Source organism: Candidatus Puniceispirillum marinum IMCC1322 (assembly GCF_000024465.1).
In the GTDB taxonomy this organism is placed as follows: domain Bacteria; phylum Pseudomonadota; class Alphaproteobacteria; order Puniceispirillales; family Puniceispirillaceae; genus Puniceispirillum; species Puniceispirillum marinum.
Map to the genome: position 1 here is coordinate 25565 of NC_014010.1, position 24264 is coordinate 49828.

Here is a 24264-nt window from a genome sequence, read left to right on the forward strand (position 1 = left end):
CCAGATGAATAATTCGTTAGATTCTGATCATGTTGGCTATTTGCTGCTTGCTGGTGGGCAGTCACGGCGTATGGGCGGTGGCGATAAGAATCTGATGCTGCTTGGCGGCAAGCCACTTTTACAGCATGTGCTTGACCGGATTGATATCGGCACAGCCCCCGTTTTGTTGAATGCGAATGGCGATGCGGCACGTTATGCCAGCTTTGATATGCCCGTCCGTGCTGATGTGGTTGATGGCTTTGCCGGACCGCTGGCGGGCATATTGACCGGATTGGAATGGGCGGCACGCGAATATCCGGAAATCTCCCATATGATTAGCCTTGCTACCGATGCGCCGTTTCTGCCGCGTGATCTGCCAACGCGGCTGATGGCGGGATTGATCGATGCGGGGGCAGATATAGCCCAGGCCGCTTCGCCAGATAACATGGATGGAAACACCAGACGGCATCCGGTGTTTGCGATCTGGCCGGTGGCATTGGCCGTTGATCTGCGACATGCGCTGGTTGATCAGGATATCCGCAAGATTGATGATTTTACCGCCCGTTATCACTGTGCGGTAGTGCCTTTTGAAGGGATGCCGGATCCCTTCATGAATCTGAATCGCCCTGAAGATTTTGCCATAGCGCAAGATTATATTTAGATTCCTGCTTTGGCAGGGATAGTCTTTTGGAAGGGATAGTTTGGCATTCATGTACTGTGATGACAAAAACCATGTCCCATCTTGTGATTGGTGCCTGTGCGCGTTACATAGGCATTGTGGATATGAGCTAAAGCACGCGTTTGGCAGGCTGGAACATGGGGATCAATAATGGCGAGTGACGCGATTACCGCAGCAAAGGGGCTTTTTACCGCCTATCACGAAGCCATGACACGGCTGGAACAAGGGCTTGGTACCGGATTTAGCGCGGCGGTTGATATGATGCTGAATACGGCAGGTCATGTGGTTGTTTGCGGCATGGGAAAATCGGGTCTGGTTGGCCGCAAGATTGCGGCGACGCTGGCGTCAACGGGGACACCATCATTGTTTTTACATCCTGCCGAGGCGATCCATGGTGATCTGGGGATGGTGCGGCGCGGTGATGTTGTTCTGCTGATGTCACATTCAGGTGAAACCGAGGAAATCATCCGCCTGCTACCTGCGTTAAAGCGGCTTGAAACACGGATTATCGCCTTTACCAGCAATGCCAATAGCACGATGGCGCGCGAGGCCGAAATTGCCCTTGATATTTCGGTTGATCGCGAAGCCTGTCCACTCAATCTGGCACCGACAACATCCAGCCTGAATACATTGGTGCTTGGCGATGCGCTGGCGGTTGCTTTGATGGAAAAGCGCGGCTTTGAAGCGGCCGATTTTGCCGCAACGCATCCCGGTGGGGCTTTGGGACGACGCTTGCTGACGCATGTGCGCGACCGTATGCGGGTGGATAACCTGCCCTTTGTTGATGCCGATAGTTCGGTTCAGGATGCGCTGATGACCATGACCGAAGGGCGGCTTGGGCTGACGCTTGTTGGTACGCCCGAAAAGCTGGACGGGATACTAACGGATGGCGATTTACGCCGCCTGCTGGTGTCGGGTGCCGATCTGGCTGGTGCGCGTGTTGGCGATGTGGCAAGTGCTGATCCGTTGTCGATTGCGCCGGACGCGATGATGAATGAGGCCGAGGAAAAGATGCTGGAAGCGCGAATTCAGTGCCTTGTTGTGAAGGATGATCAGGCGGTGGTTGTCGGTATTTTGCAGATTTTTGAATAGGCTTATGAAACTTTCTGATTTTGATTTTGATCTGCCACCTGACCGGATCGCCACAGCACCAGCGCAACCACGAGATAGTGCGCGGCTTCTGGATCTGTCGGGTGCGGCTATAGCCGATCGTCATGTTGGTGATTTGCCCGATCTTTTGCGTGCAGGTGATCTGTTGATCGTCAATGACACCGCAGTTATTCCAGCACGGCTTATCGGCAAGCGCGGGGATGCCAGAATCAGCGTGACATTGCATAAATATGAAGGGCATAAAAATGGGGGAAATGCGATCTGGCGGGTATTCGCCAAGCCCGCTAAGAAATGCCGCCCTGATGATATTATCATGTTTGCACCGGACTTTGGCGCGCGGGTTCTGGGGCGCGGTGAAGGAGGAGATGTCGAGCTGGCCTTTATTGACCCAAGGTCAGGCAATGCGCTGGACACCGACAGCCTGAATGCGGGACTTGATACATATGGCACAATGCCATTGCCGCCTTATATTGCCCGGCCTGATGGGGTGCTTGATTCCGACCATGAGGATTACCAGACGATGTTTGCCAGCCAGCGTGGGGCGGTTGCCGCCCCAACGGCGGGTTTGCATTTTACCGATGGTCTGACCAGCGCATTACAAGCCAAAGGCGTAGCAATTGCGGCGGTGACATTGCATGTGGGGGCAGGCACATTTCTGCCAGTTACGGTCGAGACGATTGCCGAACATAAAATGCATTCCGAATGGGGTGCGATTCCGGCGGATGTCGCCGCCAAAATCATCGCCACCAAGCAGGCTGGTGGGCGGGTGATTGCGGTGGGGACGACAAGCCTGCGTATTCTGGAAGCCAGCTTTGCCGCGCTTGGCCATATTGGCCATTTTGCCGGTGAAACGGATATTTTCATCACGCCCGGTTTTAGCTTTAATGTCGTCGATATGCTGATGACAAATTTTCATCTGCCGAAGTCAACATTGCTGATGCTGGTCAGTGCCTTTGCCGGTCATGCGCCGATCATGGCGGCCTATGACCATGCGATTGCATCGGGCTACCGGTTCTTTTCCTATGGCGATGCCTGCCTCTTATCACATAATCTTTTATCGCATAATCTATCTGCACAAGCCGAAACGGAAACAACATGACCGCATTTTCCTATGATCTGCTTAGTACCGATGGCACGGCGCGGCGTGGCCGTCTGCATACCGCGTGGGGTGTTGTCGAAACGCCGGTTTTCATGCCTGTTGGTACCGCCGCGACGGTCAAGGGGATGATGCCAGAGTCAGTGAAATCGACAGGTGCCAGCATCATTCTGGCGAATACCTATCATCTGATGTTGCGACCAGGTGCCGAACGTGTCGGGCGGCTTGGCGGGGTGCGCAAGATGATGGGCTGGGATGGCCCTTTATTGACCGATTCTGGCGGGTTTCAGGTGATGTCACTAGGCCCGCTGCGCAAGCTGGATGAAGATGGCGTGACCTTTAAGTCGCATTTGGACGGTAGCAAGCATCGGCTGACCCCCGAACGATCAACCGAAATCCAGCATCTGCTGGATGCGACAATCACCATGGCGTTTGATGAATGTACGCCCTTTCCAGCTGAAAAGACGGTGGCGGCAGATTCAATGCGGCTGTCAATGCGCTGGGCAAAGCGATCCCGCGACGCCTTTGTGCCACGCGAAGGCTATGGACAATTTGGCATCGTGCAGGGGTCGGTTTTTGCCGATTTACGCGCTGAATCTGTGGCGGCGCTGGGCGATATCGGTTTTGAAGGCTATGCGATTGGCGGGCTTGCCGTGGGTGAAGGACAAGAGGCGATGTTCGAAGCGCTGGAATTTACCACACCCTTGATGCAAACGGATAAGCCACGCTATCTGATGGGGGTTGGCAAGCCATCCGATCTGGTCGGCGGGGTAGCGCGCGGCGTTGATATGTTCGATTGTGTTCTGCCAACGCGGTCCGGGCGCACCGGTCAGGGCTTTACCCGCCGCGGCCCGATCAATATCAAGAATGCCCGCCATGCCGAGGATAACCGTCCGATTGACGAAGCCTGTAGCTGTCCGGCCTGTTCGCGGTTTTCGCGTGCCTATCTGCATCATCTGTTCAAAGCCGATGAAGTGCAGGGGCTGATGTTGCTGAGCTGGCATAACATCCAATATTATCAGGATCTGATGGCCGATATGCGGGCGGCAATCGAGGCTGGTACATTTGCGCAATTCGAAAAAAACTTTCATGCTATGCAAAGTCTGGGGGATATCGACCCGCTTGATCCCTAGACAGTGGTAAGGAGGTTTGATGCCGAAATCGGCGGTTTCAAAAGATAAAAGCAAGCTGAAAGCATGGCTGATTGCCGATGCCAAGGCGGCTGGCTTTGCCGATATCGGAATCACAAAAGCAACGCATTCAGCGCAAACCACCGACGGGCTAGCCCAATTTCTGGACGATGATTTTGAGGGCGATATGGCGTGGTTGCGCGATACCGCCGATCGCCGTCAGCAACCGCATGCGATGTGGGGTGATGCCCGCACCGCCATTGTGCTGGGGATGAATTACGGCCCCGACCATGATCCGATGGGCAATCTGGATGCGCGGGACAAAGGCAATATCTCGGTCTATGCGCGCGGACGCGATTATCATGAGGTGATCAAGGGCAAGCTGAAACAGCTGGCCGGACGGCTGGCGGTCAAATCAGGCTGGCAGGTCAAGGTCTTTGTCGATACCGCGCCATTGATGGAAAAGCCGCTGGGGCAAAGTGCCGGTATTGGCTGGCAAGGCAAGCATACGAATCTGGTATCGCGAACGCATGGTTCATGGCTGTTTTTAGGGACGATCCTGACCGATGGTGAATTGCCCTATGATGAGGCACAAAGCGATCATTGCGGTAGCTGTCGTGATTGCCTTGATATTTGCCCGACTGATGCGTTTCCGGCGCCCTACAGGCTGGATGCGCGGCGGTGCATTTCCTATCTGACAATCGAACATAAAGGCCAGATACCAAAAGACTTCAGAACCGCCATTGGCAACCGTATCTTTGGCTGTGACGATTGTCTGGCGGTATGCCCGTGGAACAAATATGCCAAGGCCGCTAGCGAGGCCAAACTGGCCGCGCGTATGGAAACCACATTGCCAGAGCTGGCGGCATTGCTGGCACTGGATGAGGCCGGATTTCGCGCACAATTTGCCAGCACGCCAGTGCGCCGCGCGGGCTATGAACGGTTTTTGCGCAATGTGCTGGTCGCGGCGGGCAATAGCGCGGATATGGGGCTGGTGGATGTCATCATGCCGCATCTGGATCATGCTAGCGGGCTTGTACGCGGCATGGCGGTATGGGCACTTGGGCAGTTAATGGATGATGCGGATTTTATGGCGATGAAAGCACGCTATATAGGCGTCGAGACTGATGCGGATGTTGCGGCCGAATGGGGCTAGTGCGTTGCTGATCAGATGCGTGACCAGCTTGATAGCCAGCCTCATGATTATATGATTTTGAATATCGTCTGATTTTCTGTTACGGTTTTAATTATACGAGGTTTATGTCTGACCGCCCGATTTTGGAGGCGGCCAGCCTTTATCCCGGATCAGGGTATCGTGATCTTTTATTGAATAGTGTCCGGAACATGTAACCAGACTGACTATCGCTATTCATTAGGAGGGGCAATCATGACACCGGTTAGACTATCGTTACGGGTAGCTGTTACGGCTATCTTTATGCTGTGCGCATCTTTGGCGTCACATTCTGTTGCGTGGGCGCAGGACGCGCCAATCGTTTCAAAATTATCTGATAATACATATTCGGTTTTCTGGGGATTTTTTAACAGTCTGGTTGTTATCGGCAACAAAGGTGTGCTGATTACCGACCCCGCCAATGATAACCGCGCGGCAGTTTTAAAGGCCGAAATCGCCAAGCTGACCGATTTGCCCGTCACCTATATTGTACTGTCGCATGAGCATTTTGACCATATTGGCGGTGTTGGTGCCTTTCCGCAGGCAAAATTAGTTGCCCAGAAAAATATTCATGCGGTGTTGCCACTTGATCCGCTTGATCTGGCACCTGACGATATCGATATTACCTTCGAAAATAAATATACCCTCAATATGGGCACAACCGATGTCGAAATGCATTTCATGGGAGCTGGCGATGGCGTGGCGACTACGGTTGTTTATATGCCATGGGAAGGCATTGCCTTTACCGCCGATCTTTATGAGGACAAACGGCTGACGCCTGCATCATTTCTTGATGATACCAATATGCTGGGTGTGCGGCGTATTTTGAACCGGATCGGTCAATGGCCGATAAAACACGCGGTGACGGCGCATTCACTATCAAGCGATCCACAGATATTGCGGGATAATATCCGCTATATCAATGATCTGTATGATGCGGTTTATCCGCCTATTGCAAAGGCCGCGGCATCAGATAATCCATTTGCCATATATGGATTGCTGGATAGCCTGCCCGATACGGTAACACTTGAGGCTTATGCTGACTGGGATGGCTATGAACATTTTTCCGGACATGTAAGGCGGATGGCGTTATCGATCATCCATGGCGGATAGGGGCATAGGGAAGCAGATGTCATCCTATAAGCTGTATATAACACATAAGAACTATTCATCATGGTCATTGCGGGCATGGCTGTTAATGCGGGCGTTTGATATTCCCTTTACCGAAAAAATGGTGCCACTTGACGAGCATGTGAAAATTCCAGCATTGGCGGGCATCTCGCCAACGGGCAAGGTGCCATGTCTTGTCGATGGCGAGGTGACGATCTGGGAAAGTCTGGCGATTGCCGAATATCTGGCCGAAAGGCACCCGACCAAAATGCTGTGGCCTTTATCTGAACCTATGCGCAGTCATGCAAGGGCTATCAGCGCCGAAATGCATGCCGGTTTTGGTGCCTTGCGAACGGCTTGCCCGATGAATATGCGGCGTCCGGTGTCGGTATTGACGGTGGCGGATGACGTTAAGGCCGATATAGCGCGTGTCATTGAAATCTGGCGCGATTGTCTGGCGCGCTATGAGGGGCCGTTTCTGTTTGGCCATTTCACCATTGCCGATGCGATGTATGCGCCGGTTTATAGCCGGATCAAAACCTATGGTCTGGCGCGCGGTGCGACGCATAAGGCGGTGACAGCGCGCTATGGACAGGCACTGGTGTCAATGCCTGCCTGGCAGGAATGGCATGATGCGGCACTGGCAGAAACGGCAATTGTCGCCGTCAATGAGGTATAGGGGATGAGGGTGCCGAGAGGCTAATTGATGGCTTGTAATCTATGCGGCGGCAATCGCATCAATTTCAAGAAGCCATGTTGGATCAAGCGTTTGCACAATAACCGAGGTCGTCGCCACCGGTTGATTACCTAAGGCTTTCATGCGCCATTTAGCATTTGCATCGGCAAATGTTGGATCAGTCAGAAATGTGGTGACTTTGACAATGTTCTGTTCGGTCATATCAGCATGACGCAGAATGACAGCTATATTTGACCAAATGAGTTCAAGCTGTTCATCAATAGTCTTTCCAGCATGCCCTTTGTCATCGAGACCCATGGTGCCGCTTATGAATAGAAGCCGTGCTGGTGATAGCGCCTCGGTAGCGTGAACATAGTCATTTGTTGCCCGATAAATGCCAGTCAGTGGATCGTGCATTATACGTTTCATAAGGACGCCTTGTTTTTCGGTTTCTGTTCGCATCATATTAAGGGATCGATGTTAATATCCGGTTAACAGCGCCTAAAAAAGGCGGGGTGCCGAGAGGGCGAATATCGCGTTATGTCACGCCGAGAGGCCAGACTAATCGATCGATTGCAGTCGTTGCACAGCGTTAACAATACGGCTGAGCGCAGGGGGGGTAAGCACCATGCCAGCATGGTCAATATCTGGCAGAATATCAATGTCAACTAGCCCAGGCGCAGAGGCAAAGACGGTGTCATATTTATCTGCGTGAAAAAGTTCATCATTCGCACCAGCCAGAACGATGAATGGTTTTGAAGCTGATTTGATGGCCGCTTTATAGTCATCTGGTAATCTGAAATTTGTTGCCAGATTGTAGTCATAAGAACCAGTTAACAGGTCACTGGTATATGGGTTTATTCCATAGCGTATCACAGGCAGAAAGTTGAACCATGTTACCCCAATCGCGTTTAGGATGTTGAGTGCTAACAATCTTGGAACGCCAACACCTGCCCAATCAGCACTTTGTCTTTGGGTTGGTGCGTCTTGATGAATGAATGGGGATAGAAGCAGATAGCTGTCGAATAGATCAGCATCGGCGCTGACCGCAAATCGTAAGGTAAAACCACCACCTGCCGAAAAACCAGCAAGGGTGCGCGGGTGTGATGGCCGGATATGGTCAAGGAAATCGATAATGTCACTTTCAAGACGTCCTATTTTATCGATATGGCCTTTGCGACCGGAATTTCCATGCCCACGTATATCAAGGGCATAGGTTGAGAACCCAGCATATGCCAGATGCTTTGCGACATTATGCATGCTTATACTGGTGGCTGATGATCCATGTATCAGAATGACCGAACCTTTGATGTTGTCATTTTGCTCTGGCGCATAGTGCCGATAGGCCAGTTGTCCGGCGCTACTTTCAAAGACGTTGATATCTTTTGCCCCACGATAGTCAGCCTGCCCGAATGCCCTATCGATACTTTGCAAGACTGGCGGTGTTTTGGGGGCACCCATCCAGAGGGCGCAAGCAATAGCGAAAACGCCAATGCAGATGAATAAAATGAGAATCTGCAGAGTAAAATTAGGCATTTAATGCTTTCCCATGTTTCACCGCACAAGCAAACAGACATGCTATGTTGGTAAACATTAACTATAGAAGGAAAGCGTTAATATCCGGTTAACAGCACCAAAAAAGGCGGGGATTGCGCCCCGCCTTTGCTTCATTCGAGATGAATGGCCAGTGTGATTAGGGCCAGTGTGATTAGGGCCAGTGTGATTAGGGCCAGTGTGATTAGGGCCAGTGTGATTAGGGCCAGTGTGATTAGGGCAAGAGCCTATTTCGTGTGATAGCCATATTCGCCATGCTGGGTGATGTCGAGGCCTTCGATTTCATCCTGTGTATCAACACGCAGACCGCCAGTCATCGCGCTGATGATTTTCAGGATCGCAAAGCTGGCAATCGCTGTCCAGATCACGGTGATGATCACCGAGCTGAACTGTACCCATAGCTGTGAGGCCGCCGAGACGCCATCGGCAAGGCCAAGGCCGCCAAAAGCAGGCAAGGCCAGATAGGCAACAAGCAGACTGCCCAGAATGCCGCCAACACCATGCACGGCAAAGACGTCAAGCGAGTCATCGATCTTCATCTTGACGCGGATAAGGTCAACCGCCAGATAGCAGGCACCACCGCCAACAAGGCCAAGGATCAAGCCACCTGGCACACCGATAAAGCCAGAGGCAGGTGTCACGGTCGCCAGACCCGCCACCATGCCGGTGACAATGCCGACAAGCGATGGGCGGCCAAAGCGAAGCCATTCGATAACCATCCACACAAGTGACGCGGTCGCGGCGGCGATATGCGTGACCAGCAACGCCATGCCTGCACCTGATCCAGCACCGAGCGCCGAACCGCCATTAAAGCCAAACCAGCCAACCCAGAGCATACTGGCACCGATCATGGTCAGAACCGGACTATGCGGCGGGGTAACGGACTCGGGAAAATTGCGACGCTTGCCAAGAACAATGGCGCATACCAATGCGGCGGTGCCTGCGGTGGCATGCACAACGATGCCGCCAGCAAAATCCATCACGCCCCATGTGGCCATGATGCCGCCACCCCAGACCCAATGCGTTACAGGCGCATAGACAACCAGAAGCCAGATTGCCGAAAACAGCAGAACAGCCGAGAATTTCATGCGTTCGACATAGGCACCAATCACCAAGGCCGGCGTGATGATGGCAAAGGTCATCTGGAAGACGGCAAAGACAGATTCGGGAATTGTGCCCGACATGCTATCAAGCCCGATAGCGCCCATGAACATATTGCTAAGGCTGCCAAACCATGCGCCGTCGCCACTAAAGGCGAGTGAGTAACCGGCAATGACCCAGAGGATTGACATCAGACAGGCGATGGCAAAATGATGCATCAGCACCGAAACAATATTCTTTGATTGCACAAGCCCAGCATAGAAAAGTGCCAGACCCGGCAAGGTCATGAACAGGACAAGGGCGGTCGCGGTCAAAATCCACGCGGTGTCACCGCTATTGATCGCATCTGACGCGAAGGCTGGCGCAGACGCCATACCAAAACCCGCCAGCGCCATAAAGGCACAGGCCATCGAAACAAAACTACGCATGATATTCTCCGTTTGACTGGGGATGTTTATCACCCCCGAATTACTTTTCATTTAGTGTCGTTGGCGTCGGTGAAATAGCAAGATGATTGCATTTACAATAGGCATAACTGCCCAAAATGATGAAAATTAATGCAAAAAAGAATAGCAAAGCCCAATTTTTGAGCATTTATATGTCCGGATTATCGATTGTAATCGCTATTTTGAAGCAGTCGTTCCAGAGATGCTGACTTTGTCATGGCAAAGCGGCATAGTATGTGCCTGTTTTTTAAATGCTGTCCTGAATGACCAATGAATATGGCTATGAATCATGACAAGTGAATGATGTTAAACAATGTTGATAGTGAATGATGACCCCTGTTAGTGATGATCATACCGCGTCTTTGCCATCGATCCTGGTGATTGGCGGCGCCAATATCGATATTACGGCGACCTCATCTTATGAAAATCTGGTGCTTGAGGAATCGAATAGGGGCGTGGTTGATCTTGGCTGTGGCGGGGTTGCGCGTAATCTGGCTGAAAATCTGGGGCGTCTAGGTCTGGCGCCTCAATTGGTCAGCGTTTTTGGCGATGACATGCTGGGGCAGCGTTTGCGGCAAAGCTGTGTTGATGGCGGGGTGAAGCTGGATCATGCGATCACCCGTGCAGGCGCGAACAGCGATAGCTATGTCAGCATCCATGATGGCAAGGGTGAAATGTATGTCGCGCTGCACCAGATGGCGCTGATTGATAGTCTGACGCCAGATTGTATCACGGCTATCGATCCAGTGCTGGCGGCGGCTGATGCGCTGGTGCTTGATGCCAATCTGCCAGCCGAGACGCTGGCTAGTATTTTTGCGCGTGCCCATGGCAAGGTGGTGTTCTGCGATTGCGTGTCGGCGCTAAAAGCGCATAAGCTGCGCCCGTTTCTGGGTCAGATTACCTGTCTGAAAGCGAATCTGGCTGAAGCCCGGGTGCTGACGGGGCTGGGACAGGATGCACAGACACATATGCTGCTGGATGGTTTGCGCCCGACGGGTGTTGCACAGATTATCATGTCGGATGGAGCCAATGGCTTTGTTGCGGTGAGAGAGAATGATAAGGCAGCCAAAATACCCACTACAACAGAGGCGGTGAATGTATCGGGGGCTGGTGATGCCTTGCTGGCCGGATTTGTCTATGGCTGGGCGCATGACATGGCATGGGACGCGCGGGCGGAATTTGCCCATGGTGTGGCGCAATTCACTTTATCATCCCGAAATGCGGTACATGCTGATATAACGGCGGCATATATTCACGCGCATTATGCGCCTGTTTCTTAGGATCCGAGGATGATTGACTATACTGACGAAGTTACTGATGCGCGGGCTGATAACAAGGCCATTGTGGCGCTGGAATCGACCATCATTTCACATGGATTGCCATGGCCGGAAAATCTGCACACTGCCAAACGGCTGGAAGCGGTGGTGCGCGCGGCAGGTGCGGTGCCAGCAACGATTGCGGTGCTTGATGGGCGTGTCAAAATCGGGCTGGATGCGGATGATCTGGAACGGCTGGCCGCCCCCGATGGCGCTATCGAGAAGCTAAGCCGTCGTGATCTGCCGCAGATTCTGGCGCAAAAGGGGCATGGTGCCACCACCGTGGCGGCGACCATGATTCTGGCGCAAAAGGCAGGCATCAAAGTGTTTGCCACCGGCGGTATTGGCGGGGTGCATCGAGGTGCCCAACAGAATTTCGATATTTCGGCCGATTTGCAGGAACTGGCCAAAAGCGACGTTGCGGTGGTCTGTGCGGGACCAAAGGCGATCCTTGATCTGCCGCTGACGATGGAATATCTGGAAACGCTGGGGGTGCCGGTGATTGGCTATCAGACGGATGAATTGCCAGCCTTCTGGTCACGCACATCAGGGTTGAGGCTGACCAGCCGGGCTGAAACGCCAGAAGAGATTGCCGCCATCCTGACCGCGAAATGGTCATTCGGGTTGGCTGGCGGCGCGGTGATCATGAATCCGGTGCCAGAGGCAGATGCTATTGCCGAGGCCGATATCAAAGCCGCGATCAAGGCGGCACTGGCCGCGGCCGATGAACAGGCGATTAGTGGCAAGGATTTAACACCCTTTCTGTTGCAGCATATGGTCGCATTGACTGGCGGTGACTCGTTAAAAACGAACATCGCGCTGGTGCTGAACAATGCCAGACTGGCCGCCAAAATAGCTGTTGCCATGACGGCGGCATAAACCGGCCTTATTCTCACTTTACCTGCATATTTGTAAAATTGATTTAGATCAATGTGGCTGGTGGCGAGGCATGATAGGCATTGTATCGACTTTTTCAATAATAGCTGTTTGGGAGAATGATCGATGCAAGAACATCATAGAACCATGGTAAGTCGCGCCGCCTATGGCAAGCTTACCGGCTTTATACTTGGCCTTCTGGGCATGATTATCATAATCTATATGCTACCAACGCTGGGCTGGGGTATCCGGTTTGGAACCCTGTTTTATGCTATAAATCTAGGGCTTTTAGTCGGTATTTTAAGTGTCGATATCAGGCACCCTGTGTTTCCAGTTGAATTCAAATGGTGGGTGATGGGGCCGTTGATGGGCGGGTGGATCATGTTTACGCTGATGCTGTTTATCGGAGATGCCTATGAAAAAATATTGAGCCAGTCAGAAACTGTTTTAGCCTCATTTTCATCGCCTTTATGGATGATTCTGGATGGGGCGATCTGCGGGCTGATTATCAGCCTAGTTGTCCATAGAAAGGTCAAAGAATAAGTGCGGTCAGATAGGGGCTGACGGTCTGTGTAATTGGGAATGCGGTTTGCTGTGATCAAGCAAGGTCACGCTAAAGGTCGCGTTTGGGGTTACCGCGCAGATGTTGAAGGCGGGCAAATACATCAAAGCCCATCTGATACAGAATATATAGAATGTCGATTGGCACCCAATTTTCGGTGATTTTGCCATCGACAAGATGGTAAAAATCCATCACCCGCATTTCGACATGTGTGCCGGTCGCTGGCAAGCCCAGCCATTCGCCCATATGCGTGCCCGTCACCGATGGCCAGCCGCCGGTGACAACAAAATTACCATCGCCGATACGGATATAATGCCCAGCGCCACGGCGATCAGGAAAGCCTGTCAGAAAGGGTATCTGATGATGTGCGCGGAAACCGTCCATGCCGCGTGTCGTGCCAATGCCAGCCGGGCCATACCACAGGAATGTCGCGCCCCAATAAGCGCCATGTTGCATGCTGTCGAGGGATTTGCCGTCAAATGTGAGCAATGCGTTATGCATGTCTATGACAGTGTCAAAGGCACGCGCGCCAGCGGCGGAATCCTGTTGATCAAGACGGAAGCCCGCACCGCCGGAGGGGGGGTGCCATGCGCCTTCGGCACCTAATGATGGCGCTATCGGCCAGACATGCGCCTGGCGCATCAGATCAAGCAGATCAATCAGCATGTAGGAATGGGCGATCTTGTCGTCAACAATATGATGCACCTCGCAACTGCGGATCGTCACCACGCCGTTAGTGGCCGGGATACCGCATAAATCCTGCGTAAAGGTACCTTGATAATGCCCCATCGTCGCGATCAATAACCGACCTGTCAGACTATTATCATCTATGCGGGCATCCATGCGGGCATCGGGCTTGCTGTAGCCACCTGTAAAAATGCTGTCGCGCCGTTCCATATCGGGAAGCGCGGCACGAAGCTGGCACCAGACATCTTGAATAGCATCATGCCCCTGAAGCTTGTTAAAAGGGTGACTTGCCCATAGATGCGCATCGGCGTGATAGGCATCCTTGACATCAGCACCATGTGCCAGACCATGCAGAAGCCTATGCGCGGTTTGTTTGGCGGCAATAATAGTGTCATCATTAATGGTGTCATCATTCTGGGTCATGTTAGATCCGTTGGGGCTGGGGTGTCGGCTGGATGGTTTGACAGTCGTGACGTTATCATGACCTATTTTGAATAGGTATGCAAAAACTCTTGCCAAAGTTTTTGATTGCTGTCTAGGTTTGGGCAGGATTGATCATCAGCACGTCGGCATCACATTATGGGCGTCGTCTGGCCAAGGGGTTTTACATGACATCACAACATGCTCTTAACAAGCAACATATCACCCCTTTGCGCAAAGCCATGTATGACTTTACGCCGGCAGGTGTGCGCGCCGAGATTGTCGCATTGTTTGCACCGGATGCGGCTGTTCATCTGGCGCATCCCTTTGAGACGCTGGCGGGACCAGACGGGTTGATTGAGCAAGCCTTGATGCCGCTTTATCAGGCCTTTCCGGATCTGGAGCGACGCGACTTTCTGGTGATGGCGGGCGCGGCGACGGATGATGATGGTAGCAGTGACTGGGTAGGGTGCTGTGGCTATTATACCGGCACTTTTATGGCACCATTTCTGGATATACCACCAACTGGACATCAGGCCAGTATGCGATTTCATGAATTTTTCCGCTTTGAGAATGGCAAAGTGGTCGAGATGCAGGCGCTGTGGGATATCCCCGAAGTGATGATGCAAGCCGGAGTCTGGCCAATGAGCCCAAGCATGGGGCGTGAATGGCTGGTGCCTGCGCCCGCTACGGCGGATGGGCTGTTTCTGCCGCCATGGCAACGCGATACTGCCGATGCCAGTATTCAACTGGTTCTGGATATGCTGTCGGGGCTGGGCAAATTTGCCGAAGCTGGCGCGGCAGCGATGGAACTGGAAAGATTCTGGCATCCGCATTTCAGCTGGTACGGGCCAGCAGGTATTGGCACAGGCCGGGGTGTTTCCGGCTTTCGTAACTGGCATCAAATGCCGTTTCTGGCAGGCATGCCCGATCGAGGGTCAGGCCCCGGGAAACGGTATTTTTTCGGCGATAATGATTATGTTGCTGTTACTGCCTGGCCAGGCATGGCGATGACAATGAGTGGTGATGGATTCCTTGGAATCGTGCCAGCAAAACAGAAAATCACCATGCGGAGCCTTGATTTCTGGCGCTGTGAAAATGGATTGATTCGGGAAAACTGGGTGCTTGTCGATCTGTTGCATGTTTATAACCAGCTTGGTGTTGATGTGCTGGCGCGCATGCGGGCGATGACCTCGGCAAACCCCTATGGGCCAAACCGCCGATTCTTTGAGATCAAGCCATCCTGACCTGATCCTTTGGCGGATGCCACGAAAAGGATAGCTATTCTTCAAATAAAACCATCAGTATGACTTTGTGCTTTACAAACTTTGCATACGTATTCAAAGTTTATGAAGAGTTCTGCTTAGGTGATGTTTCATGCTTAGGCTTTTGGCGGCATTAAGCCGTAGTTTGATCAAACAAAGATTTTAGGGAGTAAGTTTATGAACATATTGTCGAAAATGGCACTGATAGGCGCTGTTGCAATCGCCGGATCATCCTCGGCCTTTGCTGGTTGTGGAATCACTTCTGGTTCAGTGCGGATTATTGCAAATGATTTTCCTGCCTCGCAGGCGGTGACTGCGGAAGCCATGAAATGTGATGGTAATGGCGCGTCAGTGACCGTAAATCTGAATAAGGATTATAAAGACCTTATCGTTGCGGCTATGACAGCCAACCCAGCTGAATATACAACGTCACATGCGACTAACAGCACGCTAGTCTCGCTGATGAATGATGATCTTGTGCGCCCGTTGAATGATTATGTTGCAAAATATGGTCAGGGTATTGCCAAGTCACAATTGATCACCGTTGATGGCAATGTAATGGCGATTGCCTTTATGGCAAATGCCCAGCATCTGTTCTATCGTCAGGACATCCTTGATGCGGCGGGCGTTGGTATTCCAGCAAGCTATGATGATGTTCTGGCTGCAGCCAAGGCCATCAAAAGCAAGGGTCTGATGGACTATCCGATCGCTGGCACATATAAGGCTGGCTGGAATCTAGGTGAAGAATTCGTCAATATGTATCTTGGTCATGGCGGATCATTCTTTAAGTCGGGGTCTGCCGAGCCGGCGATCAATAACGCCAAGGGTGTTGCCACATTAAATATGATGAAGGCACTTAGCGAATATATGAATCCTGACTTTCTGACGCATGACTCGAACGCTGTGCAGGCGTCATGGGAAGCCGGTAATGTCGCCATGACAAATCTGTGGGGTTCGCGCGCAGGTGCCGTGACTGACGGTGAGGGCTCTACTGCCGACATCGAAAATAACACAAAATTTGCGAGTGCTCCGACTGCCGCTGGGGGATCAACACCAGCATCGACTTTATGGTGGGACGGTTTTGCGATTGCCAGAAATATCTCGGATGCCGATGCCGAAGCCACATTCAAGGCGATCATGGTGGGTATTTCACCTGAGATGGCCAAAGCCAATGTCGATAAGGCCAACTGGCTGATGGACGGTGTTCCGGCACGAGCCGCTGGTGTTGGTGTGATTGCAACAGCCAAAGGCGCGGCATTGCCTTATCCGATGCTGCCTTATATGGGCGCATTGCATGGCGCGGCAGGTAGCGAGCTTGCTGACTTTCTGCAAGGCAAGGAAACTGCCGAACAGGCGCTTGCCGATATTGAAGCCGCCTATCGTGCAGCAGCTAAAGAGAAGGGCTTCCTCTAGGAAGCTGATTGACTGGAGAGAGCCGGTCTCTCTCCAGCCTCTATTTCATTTAAGATTGAACCATGCCACATCGTACATTTATGAGCTTTATCTGGCCGTCTGCACTCGCAATGCTTTTGTTCATTGCCTTGCCGATCGTATCAGTTGCCGTGCAGTCGTTATTTGTTGCGCATGAGCAGGTTTTTGTTGCGGTGGAAAATTGTGGCCCCTTTGGATGCACAACGGTTCAAAAGATCGATCCCCAAGCAACCGCGGCATTGCGTGAAGCACAGCCGCTTGGCCAGTTCAACGGCCTTGGCACCTATCTGAATCGTAATCATCTGGCGTCGGCTGAAATTTCGCAAGCCTGGGACAGCCGAACAGGTGTTGGCGAATTCATCTCCAAGGTTTTGAATCTGCCCTTTTACAAAGCGCTTAGCTTTACGCTGACCTATACATTCGTGGTTACGCCCTTTGTCATTATTCTAGGCTTCTTTGTGGCGTTGGCGGTGAATCGCCTGCCGTCTTTTTTCAAAGGCCCAACCATTTTCGTATCTTTACTGCCGATGATTGTCACCCCGCTGGTCGGGTCGCTCATTCTGTTCTGGATGATTGATGCAGATGGCGTGATCGGTGGCACTTTGCAGCTTATTTTTGATAATCCAGATTTATCACTCAAAGCATCACCAACGCTGACATGGATCACTTTGATCGTTTATGGTGTCTGGCATTCGGCGCCTTTTTCATTCATCGTTTTCTATGCGGGTTTGCAAACAGTGCCACAAGATACGCTGGAAAGCGCCATGGTTGATGGCGCCAATCGTTGGGAACAGGTACGTTACGTTATTGTGCCGCATCTGTTGCCGCTGGTGGTGTTTATTTCATTGATGCAATTAATGGATAATTTCCGCGTTTTTGAGCCGATTATCAGTTTCAGTGCCGAAGCCAGCGCGACATCATTATCGTGGATTATCTATAATGACCTGCGCGGAACCGACGGCAATATTCTGTTTGGGTCGGCAGCGGCAACGTCGCTTTTGACCATCATCGGTGTCTGTATTCTGTTGACGCCGGTTCTGATCCGCACATGGCGGGCACATGGAGCGCGCGCATGAGTATTGTCGCTTCACGCAAGCCGCTGTCATTTCTGTCAATCGCGGCTATGGCCTTTTTGCTGATATGGCTGGCTATTGCGGCGGTACCGTTTCTGTGGACGCTGTGGGGTAGTTTCAAAGTTCAGGCAGATTTTTTCTCGAAGCTGGATTGGCAGAACGCGCTATATGGTGTGTTCACGCTAGCTGAAACAGGCAGCTATTTCACTGGAAAGGGCTATGAAGGTGCCTGGATAGAGGAAGAATTCTGGCGGTCATCGGTAAATACGCTGATTATGACCTTTTCGGTTGTGGCTATTTCATTGACCCTTGGCACGCTTGGTGGCTATGCCTTGTCACGATCAGGCTACCGCTATGCGTTCTGGGTGTTGATTATTGCGCTGATATTCCGCGCCATGCCGCATATCACGCTTGTATCGGGTTATCTGCTACCGTTTTTCCAGCTTAATCTTTATGGGTATCTGGGCACAACGATTGTGGTCATGGTGGCTATCAATCAGCCGTTCACATTGTGGATGCTGCATTCCTTTTTCCAGAATATCCCAAAGGATCTGGACGAAAGCGCTATGGTCGATGGGTGTACGAGGTTTCAGGCCTTTCGCTATGTGATCATTCCGGTTATGTGGCCAGGCGTTATCACAACCGGGCTGTTCAGCTTCCTGCTTGCGTATAATGATTTTGCCCTGACCGGTTTGTTGCTGTCGCAGGAAAATCAGACGATGGTGCCAAAAATCGCCAGCTTTCTTGGGTCGGCGCAAGAAGAAGGCAATGTCATGTATGCGGTATCGGCCGTTGTGTCTGCCACGGCACCTTTATTTATTCTGGTGATGTTTTTCCAGCGCCAAATTGTAAGTGGTCTGACGGCTGGCGCGGTCAAGGGATAGGGAGATAAGGATGGCGAGTATCACGCTGAACAATCTGACCAAACGCTGGGGTGACTTTGTTGCCGTGGACAGTTTTGATCTGCAGATTCAGGATGAAGAATTTCTGGTGCTGCTGGGTCCGTCCGGCTGTGGCAAGACAACGACCATGCGGATGATCGCCGGACTTGAGGAAATTACCGAAGGCAATATCAGTATCGATGGCAAGGTGGTAAATCATCTTGAGCCAAAGGATCGTGATATTGCTATGGTGTTCCAGTCATATGGCCTGTATCCGCATATGAATGTCTATGAAAATATCCGCTTTCCCCTGCATGTGCGCAAAGTCGATCGCGCTGAGCATGATGAACGTGTCATGCGCGCCGCGCAGATGGTCGAATTGACCGATTTTCTGCATCGTAAACCGTCAGAATTATCAGGTGGCCAGCGCCAGCGTGTGGCACTGGCACGGGCTATTGTGCGCGAACCGAATGTATTTCTGATGGATGAACCTTTGTCCAATCTGGATGCAAAGCTGCGGGTATCCACCCGCGCGCAGATCAAGCATCTGCATCATCAGTTGAAGGTGACAACGGTGTATGTAACGCATGACCAGATTGAAGCGATGACGCTGGCAGACCGCGTGGTGGTTATGAATCAAGGGATTGTGCAGCAAATTGGCACGCCAACCGAAATTTATGACATGCCAGCGAATGACTTTGTCGCCAGTTTCATTGGCAATCCAGCGATGAACCTGCTGACAGGTCATTTGAAAGGCGGGGTCTTTAGTGGCGAGAATATCACTGTCAAAGGGTTGAAAGGTGTGGATGGCCCAGTACGCCTTGGCTTTCGGGCTGAAGATGCCAGTCTTGGCAAAACCGGCGCCATTAAGGCGCCAGTCTATTCAGCCGAATTGCTGGGTGATGCAACGATGCTGACGGTAAAGGCTGGCGGGGCGATGGTTTCGGTCAAGGCGCATAAGGATGTGCGAAGCGCAATTGGCGATCCTGTGACAATTTCAGTGCCGGCATCGATCTGTCATCTGTTTGATGTCACGACCGGCACACGTATTGAGAAGTAGGAGAGACTAGCTTATGTCGATAAATACCAGACCAGAACAGGCGACGCTAACCCGTGATACCGATATGTCGAAGACCGATGACACACGGCGGGTTATCGAAGGGATGGTTGATGGTCTGAATGACCATCGTATCGATGATATAGGTGCTTTTTTCGCCGAAAGTTTTCGCTGGATGGGGAATCAAGGCTGCGGCACAAAAATGGGTCTGCAGGCGTTTCAGGATAATTGGCAACGCCCATTTCAGGCGGCTTTTTCGGATAAAGTATGTATTGATGAAGCACGGCTGTTCATGGGGGAATGGGCAGCCGCCTTCGGACGCCAGGAAGCGGTACATTCAGGTGATTTCATGGGTATTGCTGCCACCGGCAAACGCGTTGAAATACGGTATATGGATTTCTGGAAAGTGGCAGATGGCAAAATTGCCGATAATTGGGTGATGGTCGATTTTCCGCATGTGATGGCGCAGCTGGGTGTCGATGTTTTTAATGGTAAAGGCTGGGAAATCTATGACCGCGGCGAGGCGTCACCACCGCGGCCTGCGAAGGCTTCCGGTGCGCGTGAGGAGTAGAACATGGCAATCACCTATCTAAAATCGGGCAAACCACAAACCGAACGGTCAGAAGATGACGCCAAGGTGCGTGACGTTGTTGAGCGCAGTCTGGCTGATATCGAGGCGCGCGGTGATGCAGCGGTTCGTGATCTGGCCAAAAAATTTGATAATTTTACGCCGCCAAGTTTCCGGCTTAGCGCCGAAGAGATTCAAGCATTGATCGACGACGTTTCACCGCGCGATATGGAAGATATCAAATTTGCACAGGCACAAGTGCGTGCCTTTGCCGAAATTCAACGCGCGTCAATGCAGGATGTCGAAGTCGAAACCATGCCTGGTGTTATTCTGGGGCATAAAAACATTCCCGTACAATCAGTCGGCTGTTATGTGCCAGCAGGTAAATTTCCGATGGTGGCTTCAGCGCATATGTCGGTTCTGACTGCATCAGTTGCTGGGGTGCCGCGTATTGTTGCGATGACACCGCCTTTTGGAGGCAAGCCCAATCCCGCAGTGATCGCGGCCATGCATATGGGCGGCGCGCATGAGATTTATGTGCTAGGCGGTATTCAGGCTGTCGGTGCGATGGCGATTGGCACGGAAACGATTGATCCGGTGCATATGCTGGTTGGCCCTGGCAATGCCTTTGTGGCCGAAGCAAAACGGCAATTATTTGGCCGAGTCGGAATCGATTTATTTGCCGGCCCAACCGAGACGATGGTGATTGCTGATGACACCGTTGATGCCGAATTATGCGCTACCGATCTTCTGGGGCAAGCCGAACATGGCTATAATTCACCAGCCGTACTGTTGACCAATTCGGAGAAGCTGGCGCGCGAAACGCTGGCAGAAATTGACCGCATTCTGGAGATTCTGCCGACCGCCGATACAGCGTCGGTAAGCTGGCGTGATTATGGCGAAGTCATTGTCTGTGATAGCTATGATGAGATGCTTGAGGTGGCCGATGATATCGCGTCGGAACATGTGCAGGTGATGACCGACCGTGATGACTGGTTCCTTGAAAAAATGACATGCTATGGTGCGCTGTTCCTTGGCCCGCGAACGAATGTTGCCAATGGTGACAAGGTGATTGGCACCAACCATACGCTTCCCACCAAAAAGGCAGGTCGTTATACAGGCGGACTGTGGGTTGGTAAATATCTGAAAACACATTCCTATCAGAAAGTGACGACAGATGAAGCTGCGGTTACCGTGGGTGCCTATTGCTCGCGGCTTTGCATGCTCGAAGGGTTTGTCGGCCATGCTGAACAAGCCAATATCAGAGTGCGCCGCTATGGAGGCCAGAATATACCTTATGGAGAGGCTGCCGAATGATCGATCTGCCAAGAACCCCATCGTTCCGGCTTGATGGCCGACGTGCGCTTGTGACAGGCGGATCATCAGGGATTGGGCTGGGCTGTGCGGTGGCGCTGGCCGAAGCAGGCGCGCATGTAACGGTGATGGCGCGCAAAAAGACAGCGCTTGAGGAACTGGCCGAAGCCTTTGCCAAGCAAGGCTGGCCACTAGAGATTATCAGTAACGATATTGTCGATTGTGATGCCACAAAAATTGTTCTGGATTCGCTGGCGCCATTTGACATATTGGTGAATAGTGCCGGTTTGGCACGCCATGCGCCAGCGACAGAAACATCAATTGATGATTTCGATGCGGTGATGAATGTTAATCTGCGGGGGGCGTTCTTTCTGGCACGGGAAGTCGCCAAAGGCATGATCGGGGCAAGTCTGGCCGGATCGATCATCACAATTTCCAGCCAGATGGCCTTTGTTGGCGGGGTTGATAGAAGTGTCTATTGTGCATCGAAATTCGCCGTTGAAGGCTTTACCAAATCGATGGCCATCGAATTGGCACCTTACAAGATTCGGATTAATACAATCAGCCCAACATTCATCCGCACGCCGTTGACCGAGCAAACCTTTAGCCGACCAAGTCGGGTGAAATGGATCGAAGAAAAGATCAAACTAGGTCGGGTGGGCGAAATCGAAGATGTGATGGGCGCGGTGCAGTTTCTGGCAAGTGACGCGGCTGGTTTGGTCACCGGGACATCATTGCTTGTTGACGGGGGGTGGACAGCGGACTGATGGCACGAGATAACGCCACATCTTTGGACGTTGCCCGCCATGCCGGGGTAAGCCAGTCGGCCGTGAGCCGCGTGTTTACCCCAGGTGCGTCAGTATCGATGAAAATGGCAGATAAGGTGAAACGGTCGGCTGATGCGCTTGGCTATCGGCCGAATGTGCTGGCGCGGTCACTAATTACCGGCCAATCACGTATCATTGGCCTTGTTGTCGCCTATCTTGATAATCAGTTTTATCCAGAAGCGCTGGAACGGCTGTCCATGAGCCTGCAAGAACAAGGCTATCATGTGCTGGTTTTCATGGCTTCTAAGACGGCAGGCAATATCGATCAGGTGCTGGAAGAAATTCTGGATTATCAGGTCGATGGGGTGATTATGGCATCGGTCGCCATGTCATCAAGTCTGGCTACGCGTTGTGACGAAGCTGGCATTCCGGTGGTGCTGTTCAACCGTCGCCAGAGCGATCTGTGCTTTAGTTCGGTAACATCGGATAATGTGTCAGGTGGACAAAAACTGGCGCGCTTTCTGATCGCTGGTGGGCATCAGCGTATCGGCCATATAGCGGGCTGGGACGGGGCATCGACACAGCATGATCGTGAAGCTGGATTTGTTAAGGGTCTGCAAGATGCTGGGCAAAGCCTATTTGCACGTGGATGTGGAAATTTCATACTGGAAGAAGCGCGTATTGCCGCCCGTGATATGTTTAGCCAATCGGTGATACCCGACGCCGTTTTTGTCGCCAATGACCATATGGCCTTTGCCGTCATGGATGTGCTGCGCTTTGAATTGGGACTTTCGGTGCCAGATGATGTGTCGGTTGTCGGCTATGATGATGTGCAGCTTGCCAGCTGGACAAGTTATGATCTGACAACGGTGCGACAACCAGTCAATAAAATGGTTAGCGAGACAATCGATATATTGATGGCGCGGATCGAGCAGGGGGATAGCCAATTACGTAATGTTGAGCTCGATGGATCTTTAATCGTTCGGGGTTCGGCCAAAATGCAAGAGGGATGGGAAAATGCAGGGGTTTAATAGTCGTTGGAAGGATTTTCCCGATTATATTATCGGCATAACGCAGGAAATCTGGGAGCAGCGCGGCATCGCCACGCTTGAGCATTATTATACGCCGGATATTCCGGTTAGGTCTCCAGGTTCGGTGGTGATCGGTAATAAGGATGTGATTGCGGCAACGATGGCGACATTGGCTGAATTTCCGGATCGCAGATTGCTTGGCGAGGATGTGATCTGGTCGGGATCGCCAGAAGAAGGGATGCTGTCATCGCACCGGATCTTTTCAACCGCAACACATAGTGCCGATGGTGTCTATGGCAAAGCCACGGGCACCAAACTTGGCTATCGTGTGATTGCCGATTGCCATGCGATCAATGATCAGATCAATGATGAATGGTTGATCCGCGATCAGGGTGCTGTCGTACGTCAGCTTGGCTGGAACCCGAAAGATTATGCGGCTGATCTGATTGCGCGTGAGGGTGGTGCTGCCCATTGTGTGAAGCCGTTTACCCCGGCGATTGACGTGCCGGGCCCTTATAAAGGCCGGGGCAATGACAATGAATGGGGGCAAAAATATGCCGATATTCTAGGGCGCATGATGATTGGCGATATGGCTGTGATTCCGGCAGAATATGACCGTGCTTGTCATCTGGAGTTGCCTGGCGGGATCACGGGCCATAGTCATGATGCGGCAGACCAGTTCTGGATGGGGCTACGATCCAGCTTTCCAAAGGCCACATTTACCATCGAGCATCAGATTGGCCGTAGCGACCCGCATATGCCGCCGCGTGCAGCGATCCGCTGGGGCTTGCATGGAAAGCATGAAGGCTGGGGTAGCTATGGTGCACCAACAGGCGCCGAGGTCTATATCATGGGCGCGTGTCATGCCGAGTTCGGGCCATGGGGTCTGCGCCGTGAATATGTTCTGCTTGATGAAACATCTGTTTGGAAACAGATTCTCATTCATATGGGTGATGATTAGAGA

The 24264-nt window shown here is 52.1% G+C and carries 24 protein-coding genes; 20 read left to right on the forward strand and 4 right to left on the reverse strand.

Translation table 11 applies throughout. From position 1 onward, the window contains the following. The first annotated feature begins 4 nt into the window (after window positions 1-4). The 7 genes from mobA (at window position 5) to SAR116_RS00150 (ending at window position 6954) form a co-directional block, all read left to right on the forward strand. A complete protein-coding gene (gene mobA / locus SAR116_RS00120) occupies window positions 5-640 on the forward strand; it encodes a molybdenum cofactor guanylyltransferase MobA (RefSeq protein ID WP_013044899.1) in 636 nt (211 codons plus the stop codon). 168 nt (window positions 641-808) lie between these two features. Further along, entirely contained in the window at window positions 809-1750 is a 942-nt protein-coding gene (locus tag SAR116_RS00125; protein ID WP_013044900.1) for a KpsF/GutQ family sugar-phosphate isomerase, read from the forward strand. Between the two features lie 4 nt (window positions 1751-1754). Then, the gene (gene queA / locus SAR116_RS00130) at window positions 1755-2867 is read left to right on the forward strand and encodes a tRNA preQ1(34) S-adenosylmethionine ribosyltransferase-isomerase QueA (protein ID WP_041860672.1); all 1113 of its coding nucleotides are present in this window, start codon (window positions 1755-1757) and stop codon (window positions 2865-2867) included. Continuing rightward, window positions 2864-3997 carry a tRNA guanosine(34) transglycosylase Tgt gene (tgt, locus tag SAR116_RS00135; protein ID WP_013044902.1) on the forward strand — a complete coding sequence of 378 codons (1134 nt, stop codon included), beginning with the start codon at window positions 2864-2866 and terminating at the stop codon, window positions 3995-3997. The genes queA and tgt overlap by 4 nt, the downstream gene beginning before the upstream one ends. A gap of 19 nt (window positions 3998-4016) precedes the next feature. Continuing rightward, window positions 4017-5150, forward strand: coding sequence for a tRNA epoxyqueuosine(34) reductase QueG (gene queG / locus SAR116_RS00140; RefSeq protein WP_013044903.1), 1134 nt, complete (start codon window positions 4017-4019; stop codon window positions 5148-5150). 231 nt (window positions 5151-5381) lie between these two features. After that, window positions 5382-6278, forward strand: coding sequence for an MBL fold metallo-hydrolase (locus SAR116_RS00145; RefSeq protein ID WP_013044904.1), 897 nt, complete (start codon window positions 5382-5384; stop codon window positions 6276-6278). Window positions 6279-6294: 16 nt separating this feature from the next. Continuing rightward, a complete protein-coding gene (locus SAR116_RS00150; protein ID WP_013044905.1) occupies window positions 6295-6954 on the forward strand; it encodes a glutathione S-transferase family protein in 660 nt (219 codons plus the stop codon). Between the two features lie 39 nt (window positions 6955-6993). On the opposite strand, the gene SAR116_RS00155 is transcribed toward SAR116_RS00150, so the two are convergent. From SAR116_RS00155 to SAR116_RS00165, 3 genes are all read right to left on the reverse strand, one after another. Further along, on the reverse strand, window positions 6994-7380 hold the full coding sequence (locus tag SAR116_RS00155) for a RidA family protein (protein WP_041860981.1): 387 nt from the start codon (window positions 7378-7380) through the stop codon (window positions 6994-6996). Window positions 7381-7512: 132 nt separating this feature from the next. Beyond that, window positions 7513-8487, reverse strand: a complete 975-nt coding sequence (locus SAR116_RS00160; protein WP_013044907.1) for an alpha/beta hydrolase — start codon at window positions 8485-8487, stop codon at window positions 7513-7515. Window positions 8488-8732: 245 nt separating this feature from the next. Next, entirely contained in the window at window positions 8733-10034 is a 1302-nt protein-coding gene (locus SAR116_RS00165; protein ID WP_013044908.1) for an ammonium transporter, read from the reverse strand. 344 nt (window positions 10035-10378) lie between these two features. Here SAR116_RS00165 and SAR116_RS13060 point away from each other — a divergent pair, with 344 nt between their 5' ends. The 3 genes from SAR116_RS13060 to SAR116_RS00180 all read left to right on the forward strand — a co-directional run bounded on the left by SAR116_RS13060 (window position 10379) and on the right by SAR116_RS00180 (window position 12787). Beyond that, window positions 10379-11332, forward strand: coding sequence for a PfkB family carbohydrate kinase (locus SAR116_RS13060; protein WP_013044909.1), 954 nt, complete (start codon window positions 10379-10381; stop codon window positions 11330-11332). A gap of 9 nt (window positions 11333-11341) precedes the next feature. Then, the gene (locus SAR116_RS00175; protein ID WP_013044910.1) at window positions 11342-12247 is read left to right on the forward strand and encodes a pseudouridine-5'-phosphate glycosidase; all 906 of its coding nucleotides are present in this window, start codon (window positions 11342-11344) and stop codon (window positions 12245-12247) included. A gap of 123 nt (window positions 12248-12370) precedes the next feature. Then, window positions 12371-12787, forward strand: a complete 417-nt coding sequence (locus SAR116_RS00180) for a hypothetical protein (RefSeq protein ID WP_013044911.1) — start codon at window positions 12371-12373, stop codon at window positions 12785-12787. Window positions 12788-12857: 70 nt separating this feature from the next. Here SAR116_RS00180 and SAR116_RS00185 read toward each other — a convergent pair whose 3' ends face one another. Continuing rightward, window positions 12858-13916, reverse strand: a complete 1059-nt coding sequence (locus SAR116_RS00185) for an ester cyclase (RefSeq protein ID WP_013044912.1) — start codon at window positions 13914-13916, stop codon at window positions 12858-12860. A gap of 185 nt (window positions 13917-14101) precedes the next feature. Here SAR116_RS00185 and SAR116_RS00190 point away from each other — a divergent pair, with 185 nt between their 5' ends. From SAR116_RS00190 to SAR116_RS00235, 10 genes are all read left to right on the forward strand, one after another. Continuing rightward, the gene (locus tag SAR116_RS00190) at window positions 14102-15160 is read left to right on the forward strand and encodes an ester cyclase (protein WP_013044913.1); all 1059 of its coding nucleotides are present in this window, start codon (window positions 14102-14104) and stop codon (window positions 15158-15160) included. Between the two features lie 195 nt (window positions 15161-15355). Then, complete coding sequence (locus SAR116_RS00195) at window positions 15356-16591, forward strand: ABC transporter substrate-binding protein (RefSeq protein ID WP_013044914.1); 1236 nt, start codon at window positions 15356-15358, stop codon at window positions 16589-16591. A gap of 62 nt (window positions 16592-16653) precedes the next feature. Then, a complete protein-coding gene (locus SAR116_RS00200; RefSeq protein WP_013044915.1) occupies window positions 16654-17685 on the forward strand; it encodes a carbohydrate ABC transporter permease in 1032 nt (343 codons plus the stop codon). After that, window positions 17682-18566 (forward strand): carbohydrate ABC transporter permease, encoded by an 885-nt coding sequence (locus tag SAR116_RS00205; RefSeq protein ID WP_013044916.1) that lies wholly within the window; start codon window positions 17682-17684, stop codon window positions 18564-18566. Before SAR116_RS00200 ends, SAR116_RS00205 begins: the two co-directional genes overlap by 4 nt. 10 nt (window positions 18567-18576) lie before the next feature. Further along, window positions 18577-19623, forward strand: coding sequence for an ABC transporter ATP-binding protein (locus tag SAR116_RS00210; RefSeq protein ID WP_013044917.1), 1047 nt, complete (start codon window positions 18577-18579; stop codon window positions 19621-19623). Between the two features lie 13 nt (window positions 19624-19636). Then, the gene (locus SAR116_RS00215) at window positions 19637-20191 is read left to right on the forward strand and encodes an ester cyclase (RefSeq protein ID WP_013044918.1); all 555 of its coding nucleotides are present in this window, start codon (window positions 19637-19639) and stop codon (window positions 20189-20191) included. A 3-nt stretch (window positions 20192-20194) separates the two neighbouring features. Next, window positions 20195-21505, forward strand: a complete 1311-nt coding sequence (gene hisD / locus SAR116_RS00220; protein ID WP_013044919.1) for a histidinol dehydrogenase — start codon at window positions 20195-20197, stop codon at window positions 21503-21505. Further along, window positions 21502-22269 (forward strand): SDR family NAD(P)-dependent oxidoreductase, encoded by a 768-nt coding sequence (locus tag SAR116_RS00225; RefSeq protein ID WP_013044920.1) that lies wholly within the window; start codon window positions 21502-21504, stop codon window positions 22267-22269. The genes hisD and SAR116_RS00225 overlap by 4 nt, the downstream gene beginning before the upstream one ends. After that, entirely contained in the window at window positions 22269-23300 is a 1032-nt protein-coding gene (locus SAR116_RS00230) for a LacI family DNA-binding transcriptional regulator (RefSeq protein ID WP_013044921.1), read from the forward strand. Before SAR116_RS00225 ends, SAR116_RS00230 begins: the two co-directional genes overlap by 1 nt. Further along, complete coding sequence (locus SAR116_RS00235; RefSeq protein WP_013044922.1) at window positions 23287-24261, forward strand: nuclear transport factor 2 family protein; 975 nt, start codon at window positions 23287-23289, stop codon at window positions 24259-24261. Before SAR116_RS00230 ends, SAR116_RS00235 begins: the two co-directional genes overlap by 14 nt. Window positions 24262-24264: the final 3 nt, after the last annotated feature.